We start from the raw sequence: 23,752 nt of genomic DNA on the forward strand, positions 1-23,752 counted from the left end.
TCTGCCGAGTGCGATCTCGTCGAGCCTGGTTCGTCTTCGGTGCCGGTGCCTTCGCGTACCTGGTGGCCGTCCTCGACCGCACGACGCTCGGAGTAGCGGGCGTCGACGCGGCGGAGCGGTTCGGCATCTCGGCCGCGATGCTCTCCTCGCTCGCCGTCGTCCAGCTGATCGTCTACGCCGGCATGCAGATCCCGGTCGGCATCCTGATCGACCGCTTCGGCCCGAAGACGCTGATCCTCAGCGGCACCGCTCTGATGATGGTCGGCCAGATCGTCCTGGCCTTCGCGCCGTCCCTCGGCGTCGCGATCGTCGGCCGGATCCTGGTGGGCGCGGGCGACGCGGCGATCTTCACCTCGGTGATCCGGCTGACCGTGACCTGGTTCAGCGGACCGATCGTCCCGCAGCTCTCGCAGTGGATCGGCAACATCGGCCAGGTCGGGCAGATCCTCTCCGCCCTGCCGTTCGCCGCGATCCTGCACGCGGCGGGCTGGACGCCGGCCTTCCTCTCCGTCGCCGGGATCGGCGCCGTCGCGTTCCTCGGCGTGCTCCTGCTGATCACCGACGTCCCCCCGCGGACCGAGCCGATCGTCCTGGTGCCGCCGACGCTCCGCGCGACGATCACGCAACTGGGCGTGAGCCTGCGCCGGCCGGGCACGCAGCTCGGCTTCTGGTCGCACTTCGTGACGCAGTCCTCCGGCACCGTGTTCACACTGCTCTGGGGCTACCCGTTCCTCGTGTACGCCATCGGCCTCGAGCCGGGCGTCGCCGCTCCGACGCTGACGATCGTCGTGGTCGCCGGCATCGTCGTCGGCCCGATCCTCGGCGTCCTCACCGCCCGGCACCCGATGCGGCGGAGCAACCTCGTGCTCGGCATCGTCTCGGCGATGGCGGTGGCGTGGACCGTCGTCCTGCTCTGGCCCGGCGTGCCGCCGTACTGGCTGATCGTCCTGCTGCTGATCGTCATCGGCGCCGGCGGGCCTGGCTCGATGATCGGCTTCGACTTCGCGCGCACCTTCAACCCGTCCCGGAGCCTCGGCGCCGCGAACGGCGTGGTGAACGTCGGCGGCTTCCTCGCGAGCTTCACGATGATGTTCCTGATGGGGCTGCTGCTCGACTCGCTGGCAGGGCCGGGCGCGGACTCCGCCCGGCTCTACTCGATGGACCACTTCCGGCTCGCCTGGTGCATCCAGTACGTCGTCGTCGGCGCGGGCGTGATCGGGCTGATCACGGCGCGCCGCAGGACCCGGCGCCGGCTCGCCGAGGACGAGGGAATAACGGTGGCCCCTCTGTGGGTTGCATTGAACGACCGTCTCCGTCGTGGCCGCGCAGGACGCTGACCGTCGGACCCGCCCTTCCCCGTCCTCCCGCGAGGCCCCGCATGGTCTCGCGTCGGACTCCTCCCGGAGTGCCGAAGCCCTGAGCGCACGGCCGCACTACTCAGGCGTGCAATAATTGTCAATAGGACCCGTTCGGGTCGAGGAGCACGGCGCCCACGTCGGGTGTGCGATCCCCTCGACTTGACATGGGTCCTCGTAATGCCCACCGACGGACGACGCCTCCCGGCCTCGCCCGCAGCCGGGACGCAACGGATGGAGAGGTGCCGCCATGGCCACCAGAGCTACCAAGACCGCAACGCTCGACGCCGTCGACGACGACGTGACGACGACCAAGAAGCCCGCCGCGCGCAAGCCGGCGGCGAAGACCGCCCGCGCCCGCGCGACCACCAAGGCCGCGGCTCCCGCCGCGACGGAGGAGGAGCCCACCGAGCCCGAGGACGTCGACGGCGACGCCGACGCCGAGGAGGAGCCCGCGGTCGTGGTCGAGGAGACCGAGACCGAGGCCAAGGACGACACCGAGACGCCGGTCGTCGCGGCCGCCGCTCCGGCCGAGCCGCTGCCCAGCGGCGCGCTCGTCCTCTCCTTCGGCGGCGACGACGACGAGGTCCCCGTCTACTCGACGGCGATCACCGGCGCCACGGCCGACCCGGTCAAGGACTACCTGAAGCAGATCGGCAAGGTCGCGCTCCTGAACGCGGCCGAGGAGGTCGAGCTCGCGATGCGCATCGAGGCGGGCCTCTTCGCCGAGGACAAGCTCGCGAACTCGAGCGACCTCAGCCCCGAGCTCGTCCGCGAGCTGCGCTGGGTCGCGAAGGACGGGCAGCGCGCCAAGAGCCACCTGCTCGGCGCGAACCTCCGCCTCGTGGTCAGCCTCGCCAAGCGCTACACCGGCCGCGGCATGCAGTTCCTGGACCTGATCCAGGAGGGCAACCTCGGTCTGATCCGCGCGGTCGAGAAGTTCGACTACACCAAGGGCTTCAAGTTCTCGACCTACGCGACGTGGTGGATCCGCCAGGCGATCACCCGCGCGATGGCCGACCAGGCCCGCACCATCCGCATCCCGGTGCACATGGTCGAGGTCATCAACAAGCTCGCCCGCGTCCAGCGCCAGATGCTGCAGGACCTGGGCCGCGAGCCCACGCCCGAGGAGCTCTCCCGCGAGCTCGACATGACCCCCGAGAAGGTCATCGAGGTGCAGAAGTACGGCCGCGAGCCGATCTCGCTGCACACCCCCCTCGGTGAGGACGGCGACAGCGAGTTCGGCGACCTCATCGAGGACACCGAGGCGGTCGTGCCGGCCGACGCGGTGGGCTTCACGATGCTGCAGAAGCAGCTCGAGTCGCTGCTCGACTCCCTCTCCGAGCGCGAGGCCGGCGTGATCCGCATGCGCTTCGGCCTGGGCGACGGCATGCCCAAGACGCTCGACCAGATCGGCGACACCTTCGGCGTGACGCGCGAGCGCATCCGCCAGATCGAGTCCAAGACGATGGCCAAGCTCCGCCACCCGTCCCGCTCGCAGTCGCTCCGCGACTACCTCGAGTAAGCCGGTGATCCGCTACGCGCCGGCGGTCCTCCTCGGGAGGGCCGCCCGGTTCGCAGCGCGCGTCCGCAAGCCCGGCGGAGGCTCCGCCGTGCCCGGACTCGTCGTGAACCGCCTCGCGCCGGGCTTCCTCCCGGCCGTGCTCGACGGCTTCACCGACGGCCTCGTCGTCGTCACCGGCTCGGCCGGGAAGTCCACGACGACGAAGATGCTCGTCGCGGTCCTGCGTGCCCACGGGCTGCGCGTCTTCACCAACCCCTCGACCGCGAACATCGCGCAGGGGCTGACCTCGGCGCTGCTCGAGCGCACCGACCTCCGCGGGCGGATCGACGCCGACATCGCCGTCCTCGAGATGGACGAGGGCCACGGCGCCCGGCTCGCGCCGCGGATGAGTCCGCGCGTCGTGCTGCTCACCAACGTGGTCGTCGATCAGATCGACCGCTTCTTCGACCCGGCCATGGTCGCCCGCATGCTGGCGACCATCGCCAGCCGGGCCACGGGCCCCGTCGTCCTCAACGCGGACGACCGCCACGTCGCCGACATCGCGACGAGCCTGCCGAGCGATCGCCTCCGCTGGTACGGCACCTCGTCCGCCGTCCGCGGCGCGGCGGTCGGCGGGCTCGGCTACGCGGCCGATGCCGAGGGCCAGGAGGGTCGAGCGACGACCGTCGTCGAGTCCACGGCCGGTGCCGCCGCGACGATCCGGAGCGACGCCGACGTGCTCGATGTCCGCCTCCCCGCCCGCGGTGTGCACTACGCGGTCGACGCCGCCTCGGCGGTCTCCGCGGCGCGCGCGATCCTCGGCACCCGCTTCCGCGCCGCGACCACCGCGGAGGCGCTCTCCTCGATCGACCCCGTCTTCGGGCGCGGCGAGATCGTGACGGTGCGCGGCCAGGAGGTCGAGTTCGTCCTGGTGCAGAACCCGGCGAGCTACCGCCTGAACATCGCGGAGATCCCCGAGGGCACCGAGCAGATCATGCTCGCCATCGGCTCCGACGTCCGCGACCCGTCCTACTTCTGGCCGGTCGACACCGCCCGCCTCGGGCGGGTCCGGGTCGTCTCCGGCTCGAAGGCGCACGAGGCCGCGCTGCAGCTGCGCTACGACGGGGTCGCGATCGACGCGGTCGACGACGACCTCGGTCGTGCGCTCGACGCCTTCCTCGCGCTGCCCGCTCCGAGCCACGGGCGGAAGACGATCGTCTTCTCCGCCGACTCGATGCGGCGCACCCGCGCCCACCTCCAGCTCGCCTCCAACCGCGAGGAGACCGCGTGACCACCCTGCTGATCGGCGTGCTCGCCCCCGACGTCCTGGACAGCAACGGCGATGCGGCGAACGCCCGTGTCCTCGCGGCACGCGCCGGCTGGGCCGGTCTGGACGCCCGCGTCCTGCCGCTGCGCGAGGAGGCCGACTTCTCCGAGCGGCCCGACGTGCTCGTGGCCGGCACGGGAGCGGACGAGGACCTGCCCGCCGTGCTCGACCTCCTTCGCGCCGTCGGCGACACGGTCCACGGCTGGGTGCGCGACGAGACCGAGGTCGTCGCCGTCGGCGCGGGCTGGGAGCTCCTCGCGGAGTCGTTCGCGACCCCTCAGGCCGTCATCGCGGGCATCGGGGTCCTGCCGGGTCGTGCGGTGACCGCCGAGCGGTCGACGGACGACCTCGTCGTCGAGTCGAGCGCGGGGATCCTCGTCGGCTTCGAGAACCACGCCCGGCGCTTCGACGGCATCGACCCCGCTCACGTCCTCGGCCGGGTGCTGCACGGCACCGGCGACGGCGGGGGAGTGGAGGGCTACGCCGCGGGCACGTTGCTCGGCACGCACCTGCACGGTCCCGTGCTGGCGAAGAACCCCGTCCTCGCCGACGCGGTCCTGCACCGGGTGGCCGAGCGGCGCGGGCTGCTCTACTCGGCCCGGGACGATCGGATCCGCGCGGCGGACGAGACAGCTCGAGCCGCCCGCGAAGTGATCGCGAAGCGGCTCGGAGTCGGCCGGTAGGGAGTCCCGCTCCCCACCGGCGAGGTGGGCGTACCGACTAGGGGCGCTGCTCCTCGAAGAGGCGCGCCGACTCGTCGTGCCAGCTCTGGGCGATGCTGGAGAGCTTCTCCTGGTACTTCTTGCCGTGGTGCGCGCAGAACAGCAGTTCTCCGCTGTTCACCACGACACGGATGTAGGCCTGGGCTCCGCAGCTGTCGCAGCGGTCTGCCGCGGAGAGCTGCTGCGATCCAGCGAGCTCGTCCACGCCGTTCTGGGTTGCTGTGGTCGACATGACGTGGCCTCCTGCGCTCGGGTCTTCGACTTCGGTGGACTCGGCCTCTCGGCTCCGTCCTTCCCTTGGTCCAACCATCAAAGCACGCGGATGTTTCCCGGCAGAGTCGATCCCGTGGCATTTCGCTCTGCGCGTAGGTCCCCCGGCGCACTTCCCAGGCCCTGAGCACCGTGATCGCGCTCCGCCGCGCCGCGGCCGGGGTGTCGGCCCTCGAACCTAGACTGAACGGATGGCCTCCACCGACTACTCCGCACGGCACCTCTCCGTCCTCGAGGGCCTCGAGGCGGTGCGCAAGCGCCCCGGCATGTACATCGGCTCGACGGACTCCCGCGGTCTGATGCACTGCCTCTGGGAGGTCATCGACAACTCGGTCGACGAGGCCCTCGCCGGGCACGGCACCGAGATCAGCGTGGTGCTGCACAGGGACGACAGCGTCGAGGTCCGCGACCGCGCCCGCGGGATCCCGGTCGACATCGAGCCCAAGACGGGGCTGACCGGCGTCGAGGTGGTCTTCACCAAGCTGCACGCGGGCGGCAAGTTCGGCTCCGGCTCGTACGCCGCCTCCGGCGGCCTGCACGGCGTGGGCGCCTCGGTCGTGAACGCGCTGTCGGAGCGGCTGGACGTCGAGGTCGACCGCGACGGCCGCACCTACCGGATGTCCTTCCACCGCGGCGAGCCCGGCCGCTTCGCGGACTCGGGCGAGCCGACCCCGGACGCCCCGTTCTCGCCGTTCGAGAACGGCTCGGAGCTGGAGATCGTCGGCAAGGTGAAGAAGGGCGTCACCGGGACGCGGGTCCGCTACTGGGCCGACCGGCAGATCTTCACGAAGGGCGCCGCCTTCCAGACCGACGACCTCGTCACCCGCGCCCGGCAGACCGCCTTCCTGGTGCCGGGACTCACGATCGACATCGTCGACGACCGCGAGGAGGAGCGCCGCGCCGAGATGTTCCGCTACGACGGCGGCATCTCGGAGTTCGTCGAGTTCCTCGCTCCGGACGCGGCCGTCACCGACGTGCTGCGGCTCACCGGCAGCGGCACCTTCACCGAGACCGTGCCGGTGCTCACCCCCGGCGGCGCGATGGTGCCGACCGAGGTCGAACGCTCCTGCGAGGTCGACATCGCGCTGCGCTGGGGCACCGGCTACGAGACGGTGCTGCGCAGCTTCGTCAACATCATCTCGACGCCCAAGGGCGGGACGCACCAGACCGGCTTCGAGCAGGGGCTGCTGAAGCTGCTCCGCGCGCAGGTCGAGGCGAACGCCCGGAAGCTGAAGGCCGGCTCGGACAAGCTGGAGAAGGACGATGCGCTCGCGGGTCTCACCGCGGTGCTGACCGTGCGCCTCCCCGAGCCGCAGTTCGAGGGGCAGACGAAGGAGATCCTCGGCACGCCGGCCGTGCGCGCGATCGTCGCGCAGACGATCACCTCGACGCTCGGCGCCGTCTTCGCCTCGACGAAGCGCGAGGACAAGGCGCAGATGTCGCAGCTGCTCGAGAAGCTCGTCGCCGAGATGAAGTCGCGGATCTCGGCGCGGGCGCACAAGGAGACCCAGCGCCGCAAGAACGCGCTCGAGTCCTCCTCGCTGCCGGCCAAGCTCGTCGACTGCCGCAGCAACGACGTCGAGAACAGCGAGCTGTTCATCGTCGAGGGCGACTCGGCGCTGGGCACCGCGAAGCTCGCCCGCAACAGCGAGTACCAGGCGCTGCTGCCGATCCGCGGCAAGATCCTCAACGTGCAGAAGGCGAGCATCGCCGACATGCTCTCGAACACCGAGTGCGCCTCGATGATCCAGGTGATCGGGGCGGGGTCCGGCCGCTCGTTCGAGCTGCCGGCCGCGCGCTACGGGAAGATCATCCTGATGAGCGACGCCGACGTCGACGGCGCGCACATCCGCACGCTGCTGCTCACGCTGTTCTTCCGCTACATGCGGCCGCTGGTCGAGGCCGGCCGGGTCTTCGCCGCGGTGCCGCCGCTGCACCGCGTCGTGGTGATGAACTCCGGGAAGAAGCCGAACGAGACGATCTACACCTACTCCGAGAAGGAGCTCCAGGGAGTCCTGGCCGGGCTGTCGAAGGCGAACCGGCGCTACCAGGACCCGATCCAGCGCTACAAGGGACTCGGCGAGATGGACGCCGACCAGCTCGCGCTGACGACGATGGACCGGTCGCGGCGGACGCTGCGGCGCGTGAAGGTCTCGGACGCCGAGAACGCGGGCCGGGTCTTCGAGCTGCTGATGGGCAACGAGGTGGCGCCGCGCAAGGAGTTCATCGTCCGCGGCTCCGAGACGCTCTCGCGCGACCGCATCGACGTCTGAGGCCCGTCCCGCGCCGGGGCGGCGCGGGACGACGGTCTAGAACTGCTCGGGGGCCGCGCCGATACTGGCGACCGGGGCCGCGAGGGCGACGCCGGAGCCGTCGCGCTTCATCCCGGAGTCGGGCAGCGCGGCGACGCTGCCGTCGGCCTCGAGCGCGTGCGCCGGGCCGGGGCCGACCCAGGCGACGCCGAGGGCGGTCTCGCCCTTGAGGAAGCGCTGGGCGCGGACGCCGCCGGTCGCGCGGCCCTTGGGCGGGAACTCCGAGAACGCCGACACCTTGGCGCTGCCGGTGTCGGTGCCGGTGAGGGCCCAGCTGTCGACGGCGACGGTCGCGACGACCGTCTCGTCGCGCTCGGACTCGGGGACGACCGCGAAGGAGACGACCTCGTCGGTCTCGCTGATCTTGACGCCGGCCATGCCCGCCGCGGTCCGGCCCTGCGGACGCACTGCCGAGGCGGAGAAGCGCAGCAGCTGGGCCTCGCCGGTGACGAAGACGAGCTCGTCCTCGTCGGCCGACGGCGCGGCGCCGACGACCGCGTCCTTCGGCCGCAGGGCGATCAGCTCGATGTCCGGGCGGTTGGGCAGGTCGCCCGGGGCGACGCGCTTGACCGTGCCCTGCAGGGTGCCCAGCGCGATCGGGCGCGGGTCGTCGAGGGCGACCAGGGCGAGGACGCGCTCGTCCTTCGCGAGGTGGCTGAGGTAGTCGCTCATCCGCACGCCCGCGCCGAGCTGCACCGAGGAGGAGGGGACGGACGGGACGTCGACGGGGGAGAAGCGCAGCAGGCGGCCGGCGGTGGTCACCGCGCCGATCTCGGCGCGCGTGGTGGTGTCGATCGTGCTGAGCACCGCGTCGTGCTTGCTGCGGCGGGTCGCGCGCTCGGGGTGCGGCGCGGCCTCCGGGTCGCGGTCGATGCGCACCATCCGCCCGGTGGTGCTCAGCAGCACGCGGCAGGGCAGGTCGGCGATCTCGAGCACGGCGGCGGTCTTGCGGCCGGTCGTGGCGACGGAGGGACGCGCCTCGGTGAGCAGCGTCCGGCGCGGCGTGCCGAGACGCTGCGCGACGTCGTCGAGCTCGTCGGACACGAGCGCCTCGAGGCGGCGGCGGCTGGCCAGCAGCGCCTCGAGCTCGGCGATCTCGGCGAGCAGGGTGTCGCGCTCGGTCTCGAGCTCGATCCGGGAGAACCTCGTCAGGCGGCGCAGCTGCAGCTCGAGGATGTAGTCGGCCTGGATCGTGCTGAGGTCGAAGACCTCGATCAGGCGGGCCCGAGCCGCGGCGGTGTCGTCGCTCGCGCGGATCAGCTGGATGACCTCGTCGATGTCGAGGATCGCGATCAGCAGTCCCTCGACCAGGTGCAGCCGCTCCTGGCGCTTGCGCAGCCGGTAGCGGGAGCGCCGGGTCACCACGGTCAGCCGGTGGCCGACGTAGACCTGCAGCAGCTCCTTGAGGCCGAGCGTGCGGGGCTGGCCGTCGACAAGGGCGACGTTGTTGATCGAGAAGGCGTCCTCGAGCGGGGTGTAGCGGTAGAGCTGCTCGAGCACCGCCTCCGGGCTGAAGCCGGTCTTGATCCCGATCACGAGGCGCAGGCCGTTGTCGCGGTCGGTGAGATCGGTGACGTCGGCGATGCCGCTGAGCTTCTTGTTCTGGACGCCGTCCTTGATCTTGTCGATCACCTTCTCGGCGCCGACGAGGTAGGGCAGCTCGGTGACGACGAGGCCGGACTTGCGGGCGGTGATGCTCTCGACCGAGACGCGCGCGCGGGTCTTGAAGCTGCCGCGGCCGGTCGCGTAGGCGTCGCGGACGCCGGCGAGCCCGACGATCGTGCCGCCGCTGGGGAAGTCGGGGCCGGGGACGAACGACATCAGGTCGTCCAGCGAGGCGTCGGGGTGCGCGATCAGGTGCCGCGCCGCTCCGATGACCTCGATCAGGTTGTGCGGCGCCATGTTGGTGGCCATGCCGACCGCGATGCCGCTCGCACCGTTGACCAGGAGGTTCGGGAACGCGGCGGGGAGCACCTCGGGCTGGTCGTGCGAGTTGTCGTAGTTGGGGACGAAGTCGACGACGTCCTCGTCGAGGTGCTCGGTCATCGCCGTCGCCGCGGCGGCGAGGCGGGCCTCGGTGTAGCGGGCGGCGGCGGGGCCGTCGTCGAGCGAGCCGAAGTTGCCGTGGCCGTCGACGAGCGGGACCCGGAGCGTGAACGGCTGCGCGAGGCGCACGAGCGAGTCGTAGATGGAGGCGTCGCCGTGCGGGTGAAGCTTGCCCATCACCTCGCCGACGACGCGGGCCGACTTCACGTGGCCGCGATCGGGGCGCAGGCCCATCTCGCTCATCATGTAGAGGATGCGGCGCTGCACGGGCTTCAGGCCGTCGCGGGCGTCCGGCAGGGCGCGGGAGTAGATCACCGAGTAGGCGTACTCGAGGAACGACCCCTCCATCTCGGCCGAGACGTCGACGTCCTCGATGCGCTCGGTCAGGGAGGATCCGGAGGGAGGGGGTGCAGCGTTCATGTCTCACTTCGGTAGCGGGCGCGGGCACGGCGGGGCACGCTCCGCGGAGGGGCGCAGCGTGCGAAACTGGGCGCGATGACCCCCATGCTACCGGCCGTCCCCGCCGGGCGGCGGAGCCTCGCCGACGTCCTCCCCGGCGCTCTCGACGCCCTCCTCGGCCGCCCGGGGACCTTCGGCTCGCCGCGCGTCGAGCGGATCGTCGTCGTCCTCGTCGACGGGCTCGGGGCGGCCAACCTGCGGCAGCGCGCCGGGCACGCCCGCACGCTCGCGCCCGCGCTCACCAAGGCCACGACCCTCGCCTCCGGCTTCCCGACGACGACCGCGGCGGCCCTCGCCAGCCTCACCACGGGCCGGCGCCCGGGGGAGCACGGGATGGTCGGCTACCGCGTGCTCGACCGCGCGCACGACCGCCTGGTGAACCAGCTGTCCGGCTGGGACGACCGGATGCTCCCCGAGCAGTGGCAGCCGCACCCCACCGTCTTCGAGCGGGCCGTCGAGTCGGGCGTCGCGGCCAGCGTCATCGGCGCCGCCCGCTACGCGCACTCGGGGCTCACCCGGGCGATCCTGCGCGGCGCGGAGTACCGGGTCGCCGGGGGAGTCGCCGAGCGCTTCGCCGCGGCGCGCGACCTGCTCGACCGCGGCGGCCGGCAGCTGGTCTACCTCTACGTCCCCGAGCTCGACATGACCGCGCACGCGCGCGGCTGGGAATCGCCGGAGTGGACGACGGCCCTGGAGCAGCTCGACGGCGAGGTCGCGGCGTTCGTCCGCGGACTCTCCGGGCGCGAGGGCGTGCTCGTCACCGCCGACCACGGCGTGCTCGACGTGCCCGCGTCCTCGCACGTCCTCGTGCGGGATCCCGCGCTCCTCGAGGGCGTCCGCCACCTGGCGGGCGAGCCGCGCTGCCTGCAGCTGCACCTCGAGGCCGGGGTCGATGCCGCGGCGGTCGCGGCGCGCTGGAGCGAGGCGGAGGGCTCCCGGGCCTGGATCGCGACGCGCGACGAGGTCGCGGCGAGCGGCTGGTTCGGCGAGATCGGTGCGCCGGCGGCCGAGCGGATGGGCGACGTCTTCGTCGCCGCCCGGAAGGCGATCGCCTACTACTCGGCGGAGGACGCCTCCGGCCGGTCGATGATCGGCCAGCACGGCTCGCTCACCCCCGAGGAGACCCAGGTGCCGCTGCTCGGCTTCGGCGCGCTCTCCGGGATCTGAGTCCCGGGAGCGCGCTCGCTCGAGAAGTCGTCGACCGGTCAGTCGTCGCTGCGGGCTCCGAAGACGATCTCGTCCCAGCTGGGGATGGCGGCCCGGCCGCGGCGCATCGAGGTGCGTCCGCTCGCGGCGGGGTGATCGGCAGCGGGTGCCGCTGGGCGCTCGGGCTCGGGAGCCTTCGGGGCGACGACCGCGGGCGCCTCCGGCTGCGGCTCCTCGCGCACCCGTGCCGAGGAGGCGTGGTCGCGCTCGCCGCGCCGGCGCCGGAGCGCGTCGAGGAGATCAGCCGTGTCGTTGAGGTTGCGCTCGCGCTGCTCGGTCGTGCTGGTCACCGGGCGGGGGAGCGTCGAGACCGGACGCGGCGTGTCCGAGAGGGCCGGCTGCGGCTCGGTGTCCGAGGACCGGGAGGCGGCGGGACGGGAGTGCGGGAGGCGCGAGGGCCCCTGGCGCTCGGAGCCCGCTCGCTCGGAGCCCGGGCGCTCGGGGCGTGACGGCTCCGCGGGCTTCGCGAAGGCGTCGGTGTCGAAGCGGGTCGCCAGCTCGTCGACCGCGGCGGGGATGACGGCGCGCAGGCGCGGGATGAGCGTCGGCCGGATCTCGCCCTGCTGCGAAAGCGTGGTCGCCTCGGCGGTGAGGGGGGAGAGGAGCGCCTTCTTGGGGTCGAAGCGCCAGCGGGCGTCGTGGTCGATCTCGTCGGAGCGGAAGAGCAGCTTGACGACCCAGCCCTCCTCCTCCTTCCAGCTCGACCACTGCTCGCCGTCGGCGCCGAGGGCGCCCAGGCGCTCGCGGATGACGTCGCCGAAGGGCGTGCCCTCCTCGAGCGGGTCGGGGTCGGCGCTGGTGTAGACGCGGACGGCCAGGGCGGAGGCGACGATGTGCTCGCGCTCGGCCGTGACCGGGCCCTCGAAGCGCGCGACGTAGTCGAGGTCGGCACCGGTGAGCTCGGCGACCTCCTCGGCGGAGAGGCCCGAGCGGATGTGCGACTGGATCTCGCGGGGCGACACGCGCTTCTCCCGCGGGGGCAGCGAGTGCACGCGCGGGCGCAGCTGGCTCTGCAGCGTCTCGTCGATGCGGACGGAGAACCGCTCACCGCCGTCCGAGACGAGGACGAGCGATCCGCTCTCGACGCCGATCACCTTCAGTTCCATCATCGTGCTGGACCTCCTTCTGGCCGCGGACGAGCCCGTGCCTGCCGCGAACCGGCTCAGGATCGCACGCCGACGGGCCGTTCCCCGGGAATACCGCGGGCGGGTCGAAAGTTGGTGCGGAGGAGGGCGCGGCAGCGGCTGTCAAGACGCGTTCGAAGCGGTTTGCGCATCGATACTTCTTGATGCACACTGTCCCCGCCGATTTGTTGAACGACTGAATTTAAGAAGTGGATGGGAATGGCTACGGACTACGACGCCCCCCGCAAGACCGATGACGACTCCGAGTCGATCGAGGCCCTGAAGGAGCGAGTCCCCGACAAGATGTCCGGTGTCGTCGACGTCGATGACGCCGACAACCCGGGCGGATTCGAACTGCCCGGTGCCGATCTGTCCGACCTCGATCTGGACGTCGTGGTCCTTCCGCCGCAGGCGGACGAGTTCACGTGCGTCAGCTGCTTCCTGGTGAAGCACCGCTCGCAGATCGACCACGAGGAGAAGCTCGGCCCGATCTGCCTGGAGTGCGCCGCCTAGGCCTCTCCCGGCTCCGAAAGACCAGCGCCCCGTCGCCGTGATCCCTCCCGGATCGCGGCGACGACGTCGTTGGGGCGCCTGCTCGACAGCAGCCAGTACGGCGTCGGGTCGGCGGGGTCCTCGATCGGGACCCGGACGACGTCGCGCACCCAGCCGCGGATGACGAGGAACGCCCTGGCGTCCAATCGCGGTCCGCGCTGAGCGAACGCCCGCTCGCCGGTGAAGGCGACCGCGTCGCCCACCAGCTCGAGCGGGATGTGCGCGCGGCCGGCCCGCAGCTCGCCGTCGACGACCTCGATGGTCGGCGACGTGGCCAGCAGCGTGCCGACGGTGCCGCCGTAGAGCACCAGCGCGACGAGGAAGCCGACGGACAGGTTGATCGGCGCGAAGACCAGGATGCTGGCGGGGATCACGAGGGCGGTGGAGACGAAGAGCCAGGGCGCGGGCCACAGCCTCTCTCGGTAGGACGGCATGTCCCTATTGCATCAGACGATTGGTCTACCCTCGTCACGTGAACGAAACCGTCGACGTCCCGATCCGCGCGGACGAGGTCCCGTTCTACGCCCACCCCGGTGACGCCGGAGCCGATCTGCGCTCCACGGAGGAGCTCGTGCTCGCTCCCGGCGAGCGGGCGAGCGTCGGCACCGGAGTCTCGATCGCCCTGCCCGACGGTCACGTCGGCTTCGTCGTGCCGCGCAGCGGGCTGGCCTTCAAGCACGGCCTCACGATCGTGAACGCGCCCGGCACCATCGACGCCGGCTACCGCGGCGAGATCCGCGTGGCGCTCCTGAACACCGACGCGCGCGAGCCGTACCGGATCGCCGCGGGCGACCGGATCGCGCAGCTCGTCATCCTGCCCGTCGTCCGGGCCCGCTTCACCGCCGTCGAGGAGCTGCCGGACTCCGTCCGCGGCACCGGCGGCTTCGGCTCGACCGGCTACGCCACCGCAGCACCAGCAGACGCCCGCACCAACGAGGAGAACGCATGAGCGACATCCAGCCCGCCGGCACCGAGGACGCGGCCGTCGAGACCGCCGCGCAGGACTTCGAGAAGTCCGCGCCCGCCGACCGCGCCGAGGCCGGCCCGCTCGACGAGCGCGAGGCCAACCCGGTCCGGCCCTACATCGACCTCGGCGGGGTGAAGGTGCTGCCCCGCGAGGGCATGCACATCCGCCTCGAGGTCGAGGAGGCGACCAAGCGCGTCATCGCCGTCGGCCTCGACTACGCCGGGTCCACCCTCCAGGTGCAGCCGTTCGCGGCGCCGCGCTCCTCGGGCCTCTGGCACGAGATCCGCGGGCAGATCGCGGAGCAGATCGGCCGCCAGGGCGGCAGCACCGAGGAGCGCGAGGGCGTCTTCGGCCCGGAGATCGTCGCGCAGCTCCCGCTGGCCGGCGGCGGCGTGCGCGTCGCCCGCTTCGTGGGCGTCGACGGTCCGCGCTGGTTCCTCCGCGGCGTGATCGCCGGCGCGGGGGCCACCGACGAGCAGGCCGCGGCCGCCGTCGAGGACCTCTTCCGCAGCGTCGTCGTGGTGCGCGGCTCCGGCCCGATGCCCCCGCGCGACCTGATCCCGCTCAAGATGCCGGACAGCGGCCAGACCCAGCAGAGCGCGAGCTGAGCGGGATGGGCGCCGAGGGCGACCCGCAGCCCGAGCGCGACGGGCGGTCGGAGCACACCGGCCCGTCCGAGCGCGAGGGGCAGCCGGAGCGTCCTGAGGTCGGCGAGGCGATCGCGAAGGCCGCCCGCCGTTCCGGACTCGGCGTCGTCGCCGACGGCGAGCCGTTCGACGGCCGTGCGCTGCTCGGCTCGATGGGCGGCGTCCGCGGCATCCTCGAGGCCGTCGTGCCCGGAGTCGCCTTCGTCCTCCTCTTCACGATCACGGGCGAGCTCGTGCTCTCGCTGGTCGCCTCGGTCGGGATGGCCGTGCTGTTCACCGTCGCCCGGATCCTCGGGCGCACCCCGGTCATCCAGGCGGTCGGCGGTCTGCTCGGCGTCGTGATCTCGGCCGCGCTCGCGCTGATCACCGGCCGCGCCGTCGACAACTTCGTGCCCGGCCTGATCACCAACCTCGTCTACGGGCTCGTCTTCCTGGTGTCGGTGCTCGCGCGCTGGCCGCTGATCGGCGTCGCGGCCGGCTACCTGATGGGCGACGGCACGGCCTGGCGGGACGACCGCCGGAAGCGGCGGCTCTTCTCGCTGCTCACGCTCGCGTGGGCGGCGCTGTTCTTCGTCCGGCTCGCGGTGCAGTACCCGCTCTTCCTCGCCGGCGACGCCACGGCCCTGGGCACCTGGAAGCTCGTGCTCGGCCTGCCCCTCTACGCACCGCTGCTGGTGCTCACCGTCCTGGCCGTGCGCGCGGAGTACCGCGGCGCGGCGGAGCGGGACGAGGCGGCTCCGCCCGCCGAACGCGCGTAGAGTTGTCTCGACGTCAAGATAAATAGTTAGGTCCTCCTTGGTGGCGGGGCGCTGTGCGCGGTCGCCAAGATGGAGACGGATATGTGGGTGCGCCCGTCGGCGGAGCCCACGTCAGCGAAGGAGAGGGCGACGTGTCCGCGGTAGACAGCTTTGGATCGAAAGACAACCTGAAGGTCGGCTCGACCGACTACGAGGTGTTCCGCATCGACCGGGTCCCCGGTCACGAGAAGCTCCCGTTCAGCCTCAAGGTGCTACTCGAGAACCTGCTCCGCACGGAGGACGGCGCCAACATCACGGCCGACCACATCCGCGCCCTGGGCGAGTGGGTCCCGGAGTCGGAGCCCGACACCGAGATCCAGTTCACGCCCGCGCGCGTCGTGATGCAGGACTTCACCGGTGTGCCCTGCATCGTCGACCTCGCCACCATGCGCGAGGCCGTCGCGGCCCTCGGTGGAGATGCGAACCGGATCAACCCGCTCGCGCCCGCCGAGATGGTCATCGACCACTCGGTCATCGCGGACCTCTTCGGCACCCCCGACGCCCTCGAGCGCAACGTCGAGCTCGAGTACGAGCGGAACGGCGAGCGCTACCAGTTCCTCCGCTGGGGCCAGACCGCGTTCGACGACTTCAAGGTCGTCCCGCCCGGAACCGGCATCGTCCACCAGGTCAACATCGAGTACCTGGCCCGCGTCACGATGACCCGCGAGGTCGGCGGCGTCCTCCGCGCCTACCCCGACACCTGCGTCGGCACCGACTCGCACACCACGATGGTGAACGGCCTCGGCGTGCTCGGCTGGGGCGTCGGCGGCATCGAGGCCGAGGCGGCCATGCTCGGCCAGCCCGTGTCGATGCTCATCCCCAAGGTCGTCGGCTTCAAGCTCGCCGGTGCCATCCCGGCCGGCGTGACCGCCACCGACGTCGTCCTGACGATCACCGAGATGCTGCGCAAGCACGGCGTCGTCGGCAAGTTCGTCGAGTTCTACGGCGCCGGCGTCGCCCAGGTGCCGCTCGCCAACCGCGCGACCATCGGCAACATGAGCCCCGAGTTCGGCTCCACCGCCGCGATGTTCCCCATCGACGACGTGACCCTCGACTACCTGCGCCTCACCGGCCGCAGCGACGAGCAGATCGCCCTGGTCGAGCAGTACTCCAAGCTGCAGAAGCTCTGGCACGACCCCGCGGTCGAGCCGGTCTTCAGCGAGTACCTCGAGCTGGACCTCAGCACGGTCGTCCCCTCGATCGCCGGGCCGAAGCGCCCGCAGGACCGCATCGAGCTCACCTCGGCGAAGACGCAGTTCGAGTCGGACCTCAACAACTACACCGACGTCACCCACGACATCGTCGACCTCACCCTCGCCGAGTCGTTCCCCGCGTCGGACCCGGGCGAGCTCCAGCCGCAGGACGAGTACAGCTCGCACTCGCACACCCACCGCTCGCACGCGCCGACCACCGCGTCCAAGCCGACCACCGTCGAGCTGGGCGAGGGCCACGAGAGCTTCACCATCGACCACGGCGCCGTCGCGATCGCGGCGATCACCTCGTGCACCAACACGTCGAACCCCTCGGTGATGCTCGCGGCCGGCCTGCTGGCCCGCAACGCCGCGCAGAAGGGCCTCAAGGCCAAGCCGTGGGTCAAGACCACGCTGGCGCCGGGCTCGAAGGTCGTCACCGACTACTACGAGAAGGCCGGGCTCACCGAGTCGCTCGAGGCCCTCGGCTTCTTCACCGTCGGCTACGGCTGCACCACCTGCATCGGCAACTCCGGCCCGCTGCTCGAGGAGATCTCGACCGCGGTGCAGGAGAACGACCTCGCCGTCACGGCCGTCCTCTCGGGCAACCGCAACTTCGAGGGCCGGATCAACCCGGACGTCAAGATGAACTATCTGGCGAGCCCGCCGCTGGTCATCGCCTACGCGCTCGCCGGCTCGATGAACTTCGACTTCGAGGTCGACGCCCTCGGCACCGACACCGACGGCAACGACGTCTTCCTCAAGGACATCTGGCCCGACGCGGCCGAGGTCCAGGCGACGATCGACTCCTCGATCGACAAGTCGATGTTCGACACGCAGTACGCCGGCGTGTTCGACGGCGACGAGCGCTGGCGCTCGCTGCAGACCCCCGAGGGCTCGATCTTCGAGTGGGACGAGGACTCCACCTACGTGCGGAAGCCCCCGTACTTCGACGGCATGACGATGGAGACGACCCCGGTCACCGACATCGCCGACGCCCGCGTGCTCGCCAAGCTGGGCGACTCGGTCACCACCGACCACATCAGCCCCGCCGGCTCGATCAAGGCCGACAGCCCGGCCGGTCAGTACCTCGCCGAGCACAGCGTGGACCGCAAGGACTACAACTCCTACGGCTCGCGCCGCGGCAACCACGAGGTGATGATCCGCGGCACGTTCGCGAACATCCGCCTGCGCAACCAGCTCCTGGACAACGTGGAGGGCGGCTACACCCGCGACTTCACGCAGGAGGGCGGCCCGCAGTCGTTCATCTACGACGCGTCGCAGAACTACCAGGCGCAGGGCACCCCGCTGGTGATCCTCGGCGGCAAGGAGTACGGCTCCGGCTCGTCGCGCGACTGGGCGGCGAAGGGCACCAGCCTCCTGGGCGTCAAGGCGGTCATCGTCGAGAGCTTCGAGCGGATCCACCGCTCGAACCTGATCGGCATGGGCGTCGTCCCGCTGCAGTTCCCGCAGGGCGAGACCTGGGCCTCGCTCGGGCTCGACGGCACGGAGTCGATCAGCATCTCGGGCATCGAGGCGCTGAACGAGGGCGTGACCCCGAAGACGGTCCACGTCGTCGCCTCGCCGACGTCCGACTCGCCCGAGGGCAAGCAGCCGATCGAGTTCGACGCGGTCGTCCGCATCGACACGCCCGGTGAGGCGGACTACTACCGCAACGGCGGGATCCTGCAGTACGTGCTGCGCTCCCTGGTCTGATTCCGAGCAGATCTGCGCGCCTCCCTGCAAGCCGGGGAGGCGCGCACCTGTTCCACCGGACCCCGTGCGTAGACTCGGGAGACGTCCACACCCCTCAGACATCCCCCGGAAAGGCGGCGCGAATGGCTGTTCTCGAGACCATCTCCGGACCGCGCGACCTCGACCGCCTGACCCGGACCGAGCTCGAGACGCTGGCGCTGGAGATCCGCGACTTCCTCGTGCGCGAGGTGTCCAAGACCGGCGGCCACCTCGGCCCGAACCTCGGCGTCGTCGAGACGACCATCGCGATCCACCGGGTCTTCGACTCGCCGCACGACGCGATCATCTTCGACACGGGGCACCAGTCCTACGTGCACAAGCTGCTGACCGGCCGCCAGGACTTCTCCGGCCTCCGCCAGCGCGGCGGTCTCGCCGGCTACCCGCAGCGCTCCGAGTCGCCGCACGACATCGTCGAGAGCTCGCACGCATCCAGCTCGCTCTCCTGGGCGGACGGCATCTCCCGCGCCTTCACGATGACCGGCCAGACGGACCGCCACGTGGTCGCCGTCGTCGGCGACGGCGCGCTCACCGGCGGGATGACCTGGGAGGCGCTGAACAACATCAGCGACGACAACTCCCGCGGGCTCGTCATCGTCGTCAACGACAACGGCCGCTCCTACGCCCCGACCATCGGCGGCATGGCACGCTTCCTCAACGGCGTCCGCACCCGGCGCACCTACCGGACGCTGCACCGCGGCTCCCGCGCCGTCTCCGAGCGCCTGGGCGGCCCCGCGGCGGCGGTCTACCGCGGTGTGCGCGGCGGCCTGCACGGCTTCCTCAGCCGCTTCATCAACAACGAGGCGCTGTACTCCAACCTCGACATCAAGTACCTCGGCCCGATCGACGGACACGACCTCACCGCGATGGAGGAGGCGCTCCAGCAGGCCAAGGACTACGGCACGCCGGTGATCGTGCACGCGATCACGCAGAAGGGCAAGGGCTTCGAGCCCGCCGTCCAGGACCTCGCCGACCAGTTCCACGCGGTCGGCCAGATCGATCCCGAGACCGGCGAGCCGCTCAGCGCGAGCGGCGCCCGCTCCTGGACCTCGGTCTTCGCGGAGGAGATCGTCACCCTCGCGGACGAGGACCCGACGATCGTCGGCATCACCGCCGCGATGCTCCGCCCGGTCGGCCTCGACCGCCTGGCCGAGAAGTACCCGGACCGCGTGTTCGACGTCGGCATCGCCGAGCAGCACGCCGTGACCTCGGCCGCCGGCCTCGCCTTCGGCGGTCTGCACCCGGTCGTCGCGCTCTACGCGACTTTCGTGAACCGCGCCTTCGACCAGGTGCTGATGGACGTGGCGCTGCACCGCGCCGGCGTCACCTTCGTGCTCGACCGCGCCGGGGTCACCGGCCCCGACGGCCCGAGCCACCACGGCATGTGGGACCTCGCGATCCTCCAGGTCGTCCCGAACATCCGCCTCGCCGCGCCCCGCGACTCCGTCCGGCTGCGCGAGGAGCTGCGCGAGGCCGTCGGTGTGAAGGACGCCCCCACGGTCGTGCGCTTCTCCAAGGGCAACGTCGGCGACGAGATCGACGCGCTCGAGCGCCTCGACGACGGCGTGGACGTGCTGCTGCGCTCGGAGCGCCAGGACGTGCTGATCGTCACCGTCGGCCCGATGGCCGCGATGGGCCTCGACGTCGCGCAGCGGCTCGCCGCGCAGGGCATCGGTGCCACCGTCGTCGACCCGCGCTGGGTCGTGCCGGTCCCGCGCAGCGTCATCGACCTGGCGGCCGAGCACCGCCTCGTGATCTCGATCGAGGACGGTGTCCGCGTCGGCGGCATCGGCACCCGGATCCGCCAGGACCTCCGCGAGGCCGGCGTCGACACGGCCGTCACCGAGCTGGGGCTGCCGGACCAGTTCCTCGACCACGCCAAGCGCGAGGAGATCCTCGAGGACGTCGGACTGACTCCGCAGCACATCGCCCGGGACGTCGTCGCCCAGGTGCTCGGCAGCAAGATCCCGGTCGCGCGCCCGCTGCCCGACGAGGTCGCGGCGCACGACGACGCGCGCAAGGACTGACCGCGCACCACGCACGGGAGAGGGCGCCCACCGAACCGGTGGGCGCCCTCCTGCGTTCTCGCCGTCCCTGCGGCTACTGGACCCCGCGGATGGCCGGCTGGTGGAACGTGCCGCCGAAGGCCCGCTCGCTCGCGCCGACGCGGTCGAGGTAGGGCGTCAGGCCGCCCATCTGGAACGGATAGCCGGCGCCGAGGATGAGGCAGAGGTCGATGTCCTCCGCGGCGTGCACCACGTCGTCGTCCAGCATCCGCTTCACCTCGTCGGCGAGGCCGGTCTCGACGCGCAGCCGCAGCTCCTCGGCGGTCATCGGGTCGGAGCCGCCCTTGACGATGGCGACGGCGCGCTTGTCCACGCCCTTCACCCGGCCCTTGGCGTCGCGCTCGAAGACGTGGCCGAGCTCCGCCAGGCGGTGCAGGTTGGCGCTGTCGTAGAAGCGGTCGGGGAAGGCGGCGTGGTGGGTGTCGAGCACGTGCGCGCCGACCTTGAGGCCGACGAGCTCGAGCAGCTCGAACGGCGTCATCGGCAGGCCGAACGGCTCGAGCGAGGCCTCGACGACCTCGAACGGGGTGCCGGTGTCGACGGCGTGCATCGCCTCGCCGAGGACCTTGGCCAGCACGCGGTTCACCACGAAGCCGGGGGTGTCGCGGGTGATGACCGCGTTCTTCTTCAGCTTCGCGGCCGTGACCATCGCCGTCGACAGCGTCTCGTCGTCGGTCTGCGGCGTGTTCACGACCTCGATCAGCGGCATCACCGCGACCGGGTTGAAGAAGTGGAAGCCGACCAGGCGCTCCGGGTGCTGCAGCCGCTCGCCGATCCGCTCGACCGAGAGCGAGGAGGTGTTGGTCGCGAGGACAGCGGTGGAGGAGACGTAGCCCTCGATATTGGCGAAGACCTCCTGCTTGACGGAGAGCTCCTCGAAGACGGCCTCGATGACCCAGTCGGCGTCGGCGAAGTCGGCGCGGTCGGTGGTGCCGGTGACGAGACCGCGGAGGCGGTTCGCGTCGTCCGGCGAGAGGCGGCCCTTGGCGAGCAGGGTGTCGATCTCGCCGACGATGCTCGCGACGCCGCGGTCCACCCGCTCCTGGTCGAGGTCGGTGATGACGACCGGGACCTGGAGGCGGCGGACGAAGAGCAGCGCGAACTGCGTGGCCATGAGGCCCGCGCCGATGACGCCGACCTTGGTGACCGGCTTGGCGAGGCTCTTGTCCGGGGCGCCGGCGGGGCGCTTCGCCCGCTTCTGCACCAGGTCGAAGGCGTAGATGCTCGCACGGAACTGATCCCCGGAGACGAGGTCGGCCAGCGCCTCGTCCTCGGCGGCGAAGCCCTCCTCGCGGGTGCTGCTCTTGGCGGCCTTCAGCAGGTCGAGCGCGCGGTAGGGCGACGCGGCGACGGTGCCGATCTTGGACTCGAGCTGCTTGCGGGCGATCGCGATCGCGGCGTCCCACTTGACCAGGCGCTCGATCTTCCCGGGGACGTTCGGCCGCTTCACCTCGACGGTCCCGCCGAGGACGCCGTCTGCCCAGACCAGCGAGTTCTCGAGGAAGCTCGCGGAGGGGAAGATCGCGTCGGCGATGCCGAGGTCGAAGACGTCCTGGCCCTTGAGGGTCCGGTTGTTCTTCAGCGGGTTCTCGACGATCACCTTGAGGGCGTTCTCGATGCCGATCAGGTTCGGCAGCAGCCAGGCGCCGCCCCAGCCGGGGATGATGCCGAGGAAGACCTCGGGCAGCCCGAGCGCGGGGATCGAGGCGTCGACGGTGCGGTAGTCGGCGTTCAGCGCGATCTCGGTGCCGCCGCCGAGCGCGAGCCCGTTGATGAAGACGAACGAGGGGACGCCGAGCTCGGACAGCAGGCCCAGGGTCTTGTGCCCCAGGCGAGCGAGCTGGCGGCCGATCTCGTGGCTCGGGATGCTGCCGACCTTGCTGAGGTCGGCGCCGGCGGCGAGGATGAACGGCTTGCCCGTCACGCCGACCGCCTGGATCTCGCCGGCCTTCGCGCGCGCCTGCTGGGCGAGCAGCACGTCGGCCAGCTCGAACAGCCCGGCGGGGCCGAAGGTGCTCGGCCGGGTGTGGTCGCGGTCGTTGTCGAGCGTGATCAGCGCCAGGACGCGGCCGCTGGGGAGCGGAACGTCGCGGACGTAGGAGTGGGTGACGACCTCGCCCTCGGCGAGTTCGACCAGGTCCTCGAATCCTTCGAGCATGGGTCAGCGTCCCTTCCGTCGTGCGCGCTTGCCGTCGAAGTGCGGGTTCTCCCAGATGACCGAGCCGCCCTGGCCGAGACCGACGCACATCGCGGTCAGGCCGTAGCGGACCTCGGGGTGCGCCTCGAACTGGCGGGCGAGCTGGATCATCAGGCGGACGCCGGAGGAGGCGAGCGGGTGGCCGATCGCGATCGCGCCGCCGTACTCGTTGACCCGCGGGTCGTCGTCGTCGATGCCGAAGTGGTCGAGGAAGGAGAGCACCTGCACGGCGAACGCCTCGTTGAGCTCGAAGAGGCCGATGTCCTCGATGCCGAGCCCGGCCTTCTTCAGCGCCTTCTCGGTCGAGGGGACCGGGCCGATGCCCATGATCTCGGGCTCGACGCCGGCGAAGGCGAAGCTGACGAGCCGCATCTTCTCGGGGAGGCCCAGCTCCTTCGCGGCGTCGGCGCTGGCGAGCAGCGAGACGGCGGCGCCGTCGTTCAGACCGGAGGAGTTGCCGGCGGTCACGCGGCCGTGCGGGCGGAACGGGGTCCGCAGGGTCGCCAGGCCCTCGAGCGTGGTCTCGGGGCGGGGCGCCTCATCGGCGGTGGCGAGGCCCCAGCCGGCGGCGCTGCGGGTGGCGACCGGGACGAGATCGGGCTGGATGTCGCCGTTGCGGTAGGCCTCGGCCAGCTTCTGCTGGCTGCGCAGGGCGTAGTGGTCGGAGCGGCTCTTGGTGAGCTGCGGGAAGCGGTCGTGGATCTTCTCCGCGGTCTTGCCCATGTTGAGGGCCTCCTCGCCGACCAGGCGCTCGGAGAGGAAGCGCGGGTTGGGGTCGGCGTTGAAGCCCATCGGGTGGCGGCCCATGTGCTCGACGCCGCCGGCGATCACGACGTCGTAGGCGCCGAAGGCGATGCCGCCGGCGGTCGTGGTGACCGAGGTCATCGCTCCCGCGCACATCCGGTCGATCGCGTAGCCGGGGACCGAGCGCGGCAGGCCCGCCAGGAGCGCGGCGGTGCGGCCGAGGGTCAGGCCCTGGTCGCCCTGCTGGGTGGTCGCGGCGATGGCGACCTCGTCCACGCGCTCCTTCGGCAGGGCGGTGTTGCGCTCCAGCAGCCCGATCATGGCCTTGACGACGAGGTCGTCGGCCCGGGTCTGCCAGTACATGCCCTTCTCACCGGCTCGCCCGAACGGAGTACGGACTCCGTCGACGAACACGACTTCGGATCTCTCGGCCACAGTGCCTCCTGAAAACGGGACGCCCTCTCGGAAACCGGACGTCCTTCCGATCGTAGGAAGGCGGCGACGGGCGCCGGAAT

Annotated in this window: 18 protein-coding genes; 12 read left to right on the plus strand and 6 right to left on the minus strand. The window is 71.5% G+C overall.

Annotated features, from left to right (window positions below):
• Nucleotides 1-8: 8 nt before the first annotated feature.
• The 4 genes from EDF36_RS06235 (at nt 9) to EDF36_RS06250 (ending at nt 4,869) form a co-directional block, all read left to right on the plus strand.
• Nucleotides 9-1,337 carry a nitrate/nitrite transporter gene (locus tag EDF36_RS06235; RefSeq protein ID WP_123732292.1) on the plus strand — a complete coding sequence of 443 codons (1,329 nt, stop codon included), beginning with the start codon at nt 9-11 and terminating at the stop codon, nt 1,335-1,337.
• 268 nt (nt 1,338-1,605) lie between these two features.
• Complete coding sequence (locus tag EDF36_RS06240; RefSeq protein WP_123732293.1) at nt 1,606-2,880, plus strand: RNA polymerase sigma factor; 1,275 nt, start codon at nt 1,606-1,608, stop codon at nt 2,878-2,880.
• Nucleotides 2,881-2,968: 88 nt separating this feature from the next.
• Nucleotides 2,969-4,150: a Mur ligase family protein gene (locus EDF36_RS06245; RefSeq protein WP_185020382.1), complete on the plus strand. Its 1,182-nt coding sequence runs from the start codon at nt 2,969-2,971 to the stop codon at nt 4,148-4,150.
• On the plus strand, nt 4,147-4,869 hold the full coding sequence (locus EDF36_RS06250) for a hypothetical protein (protein WP_123732295.1): 723 nt from the start codon (nt 4,147-4,149) through the stop codon (nt 4,867-4,869). Before EDF36_RS06245 ends, EDF36_RS06250 begins: the two co-directional genes overlap by 4 nt.
• Nucleotides 4,870-4,906: 37 nt before the next feature.
• On the opposite strand, the gene EDF36_RS06255 is transcribed toward EDF36_RS06250, so the two are convergent.
• On the minus strand, nt 4,907-5,140 hold the full coding sequence (locus EDF36_RS06255) for a hypothetical protein (protein ID WP_123445851.1): 234 nt from the start codon (nt 5,138-5,140) through the stop codon (nt 4,907-4,909).
• Nucleotides 5,141-5,369: 229 nt separating this feature from the next.
• Here EDF36_RS06255 and EDF36_RS06260 point away from each other — a divergent pair, with 229 nt between their 5' ends.
• Nucleotides 5,370-7,451: a type IIA DNA topoisomerase subunit B gene (locus EDF36_RS06260; protein ID WP_123732296.1), complete on the plus strand. Its 2,082-nt coding sequence runs from the start codon at nt 5,370-5,372 to the stop codon at nt 7,449-7,451.
• A gap of 36 nt (nt 7,452-7,487) precedes the next feature.
• Here EDF36_RS06260 and EDF36_RS06265 read toward each other — a convergent pair whose 3' ends face one another.
• A complete protein-coding gene (locus EDF36_RS06265) occupies nt 7,488-9,956 on the minus strand; it encodes a DNA topoisomerase (ATP-hydrolyzing) subunit A (RefSeq protein ID WP_123732297.1) in 2,469 nt (822 codons plus the stop codon).
• Between the two features lie 75 nt (nt 9,957-10,031).
• Between EDF36_RS06265 and EDF36_RS06270 the strand changes: the two genes are divergently transcribed.
• Nucleotides 10,032-11,162 (plus strand): alkaline phosphatase family protein, encoded by a 1,131-nt coding sequence (locus EDF36_RS06270; protein WP_185020383.1) that lies wholly within the window; start codon nt 10,032-10,034, stop codon nt 11,160-11,162.
• Nucleotides 11,163-11,200: 38 nt separating this feature from the next.
• Here EDF36_RS06270 and sepH read toward each other — a convergent pair whose 3' ends face one another.
• On the minus strand, nt 11,201-12,310 hold the full coding sequence (gene sepH / locus EDF36_RS06275) for a septation protein SepH (RefSeq protein ID WP_123732298.1): 1,110 nt from the start codon (nt 12,308-12,310) through the stop codon (nt 11,201-11,203).
• 234 nt (nt 12,311-12,544) lie between these two features.
• Between sepH and EDF36_RS06280 the strand changes: the two genes are divergently transcribed.
• The gene (locus tag EDF36_RS06280) at nt 12,545-12,838 is read left to right on the plus strand and encodes a DUF4193 domain-containing protein (RefSeq protein WP_055792269.1); all 294 of its coding nucleotides are present in this window, start codon (nt 12,545-12,547) and stop codon (nt 12,836-12,838) included.
• Here EDF36_RS06280 and EDF36_RS06285 read toward each other — a convergent pair.
• Entirely contained in the window at nt 12,835-13,311 is a 477-nt protein-coding gene (locus EDF36_RS06285) for a DUF3093 domain-containing protein (RefSeq protein ID WP_123445856.1), read from the minus strand. The genes EDF36_RS06280 and EDF36_RS06285 overlap by 4 nt on opposite strands.
• A gap of 38 nt (nt 13,312-13,349) precedes the next feature.
• Here EDF36_RS06285 and dut point away from each other — a divergent pair, with 38 nt between their 5' ends.
• The 5 genes from dut to dxs all read left to right on the plus strand — a co-directional run bounded on the left by dut (nt 13,350) and on the right by dxs (nt 20,257).
• Nucleotides 13,350-13,826: a dUTP diphosphatase gene (dut, locus tag EDF36_RS06290; protein ID WP_123445857.1), complete on the plus strand. Its 477-nt coding sequence runs from the start codon at nt 13,350-13,352 to the stop codon at nt 13,824-13,826.
• Nucleotides 13,823-14,452: a DUF3710 domain-containing protein gene (locus tag EDF36_RS06295; protein WP_123445858.1), complete on the plus strand. Its 630-nt coding sequence runs from the start codon at nt 13,823-13,825 to the stop codon at nt 14,450-14,452. The genes dut and EDF36_RS06295 overlap by 4 nt, the downstream gene beginning before the upstream one ends.
• A 5-nt stretch (nt 14,453-14,457) precedes the next feature.
• Complete coding sequence (locus EDF36_RS06300; RefSeq protein WP_123732299.1) at nt 14,458-15,249, plus strand: DUF3159 domain-containing protein; 792 nt, start codon at nt 14,458-14,460, stop codon at nt 15,247-15,249.
• Between the two features lie 131 nt (nt 15,250-15,380).
• Nucleotides 15,381-18,194, plus strand: coding sequence for an aconitate hydratase AcnA (acnA, locus tag EDF36_RS06305; RefSeq protein WP_123732300.1), 2,814 nt, complete (start codon nt 15,381-15,383; stop codon nt 18,192-18,194).
• A 122-nt stretch (nt 18,195-18,316) separates the two neighbouring features.
• Nucleotides 18,317-20,257: a 1-deoxy-D-xylulose-5-phosphate synthase gene (gene dxs / locus EDF36_RS06310; protein WP_123732301.1), complete on the plus strand. Its 1,941-nt coding sequence runs from the start codon at nt 18,317-18,319 to the stop codon at nt 20,255-20,257.
• A gap of 73 nt (nt 20,258-20,330) precedes the next feature.
• On the opposite strand, the gene EDF36_RS06315 is transcribed toward dxs, so the two are convergent.
• Together EDF36_RS06315 and EDF36_RS06320 are read right to left on the minus strand one after the other, a co-directional pair.
• A complete protein-coding gene (locus tag EDF36_RS06315) occupies nt 20,331-22,454 on the minus strand; it encodes a 3-hydroxyacyl-CoA dehydrogenase NAD-binding domain-containing protein (RefSeq protein WP_123732302.1) in 2,124 nt (707 codons plus the stop codon).
• 3 nt (nt 22,455-22,457) lie between these two features.
• On the minus strand, nt 22,458-23,672 hold the full coding sequence (locus tag EDF36_RS06320) for a thiolase family protein (RefSeq protein WP_123732303.1): 1,215 nt from the start codon (nt 23,670-23,672) through the stop codon (nt 22,458-22,460).
• Nucleotides 23,673-23,752 lie beyond the last annotated feature (80 nt).

Source organism: Rathayibacter sp. PhB152 (assembly GCF_003751395.1).
Taxonomy (GTDB): Bacteria; Actinomycetota; Actinomycetes; order Actinomycetales; family Microbacteriaceae; genus Rathayibacter; species Rathayibacter festucae.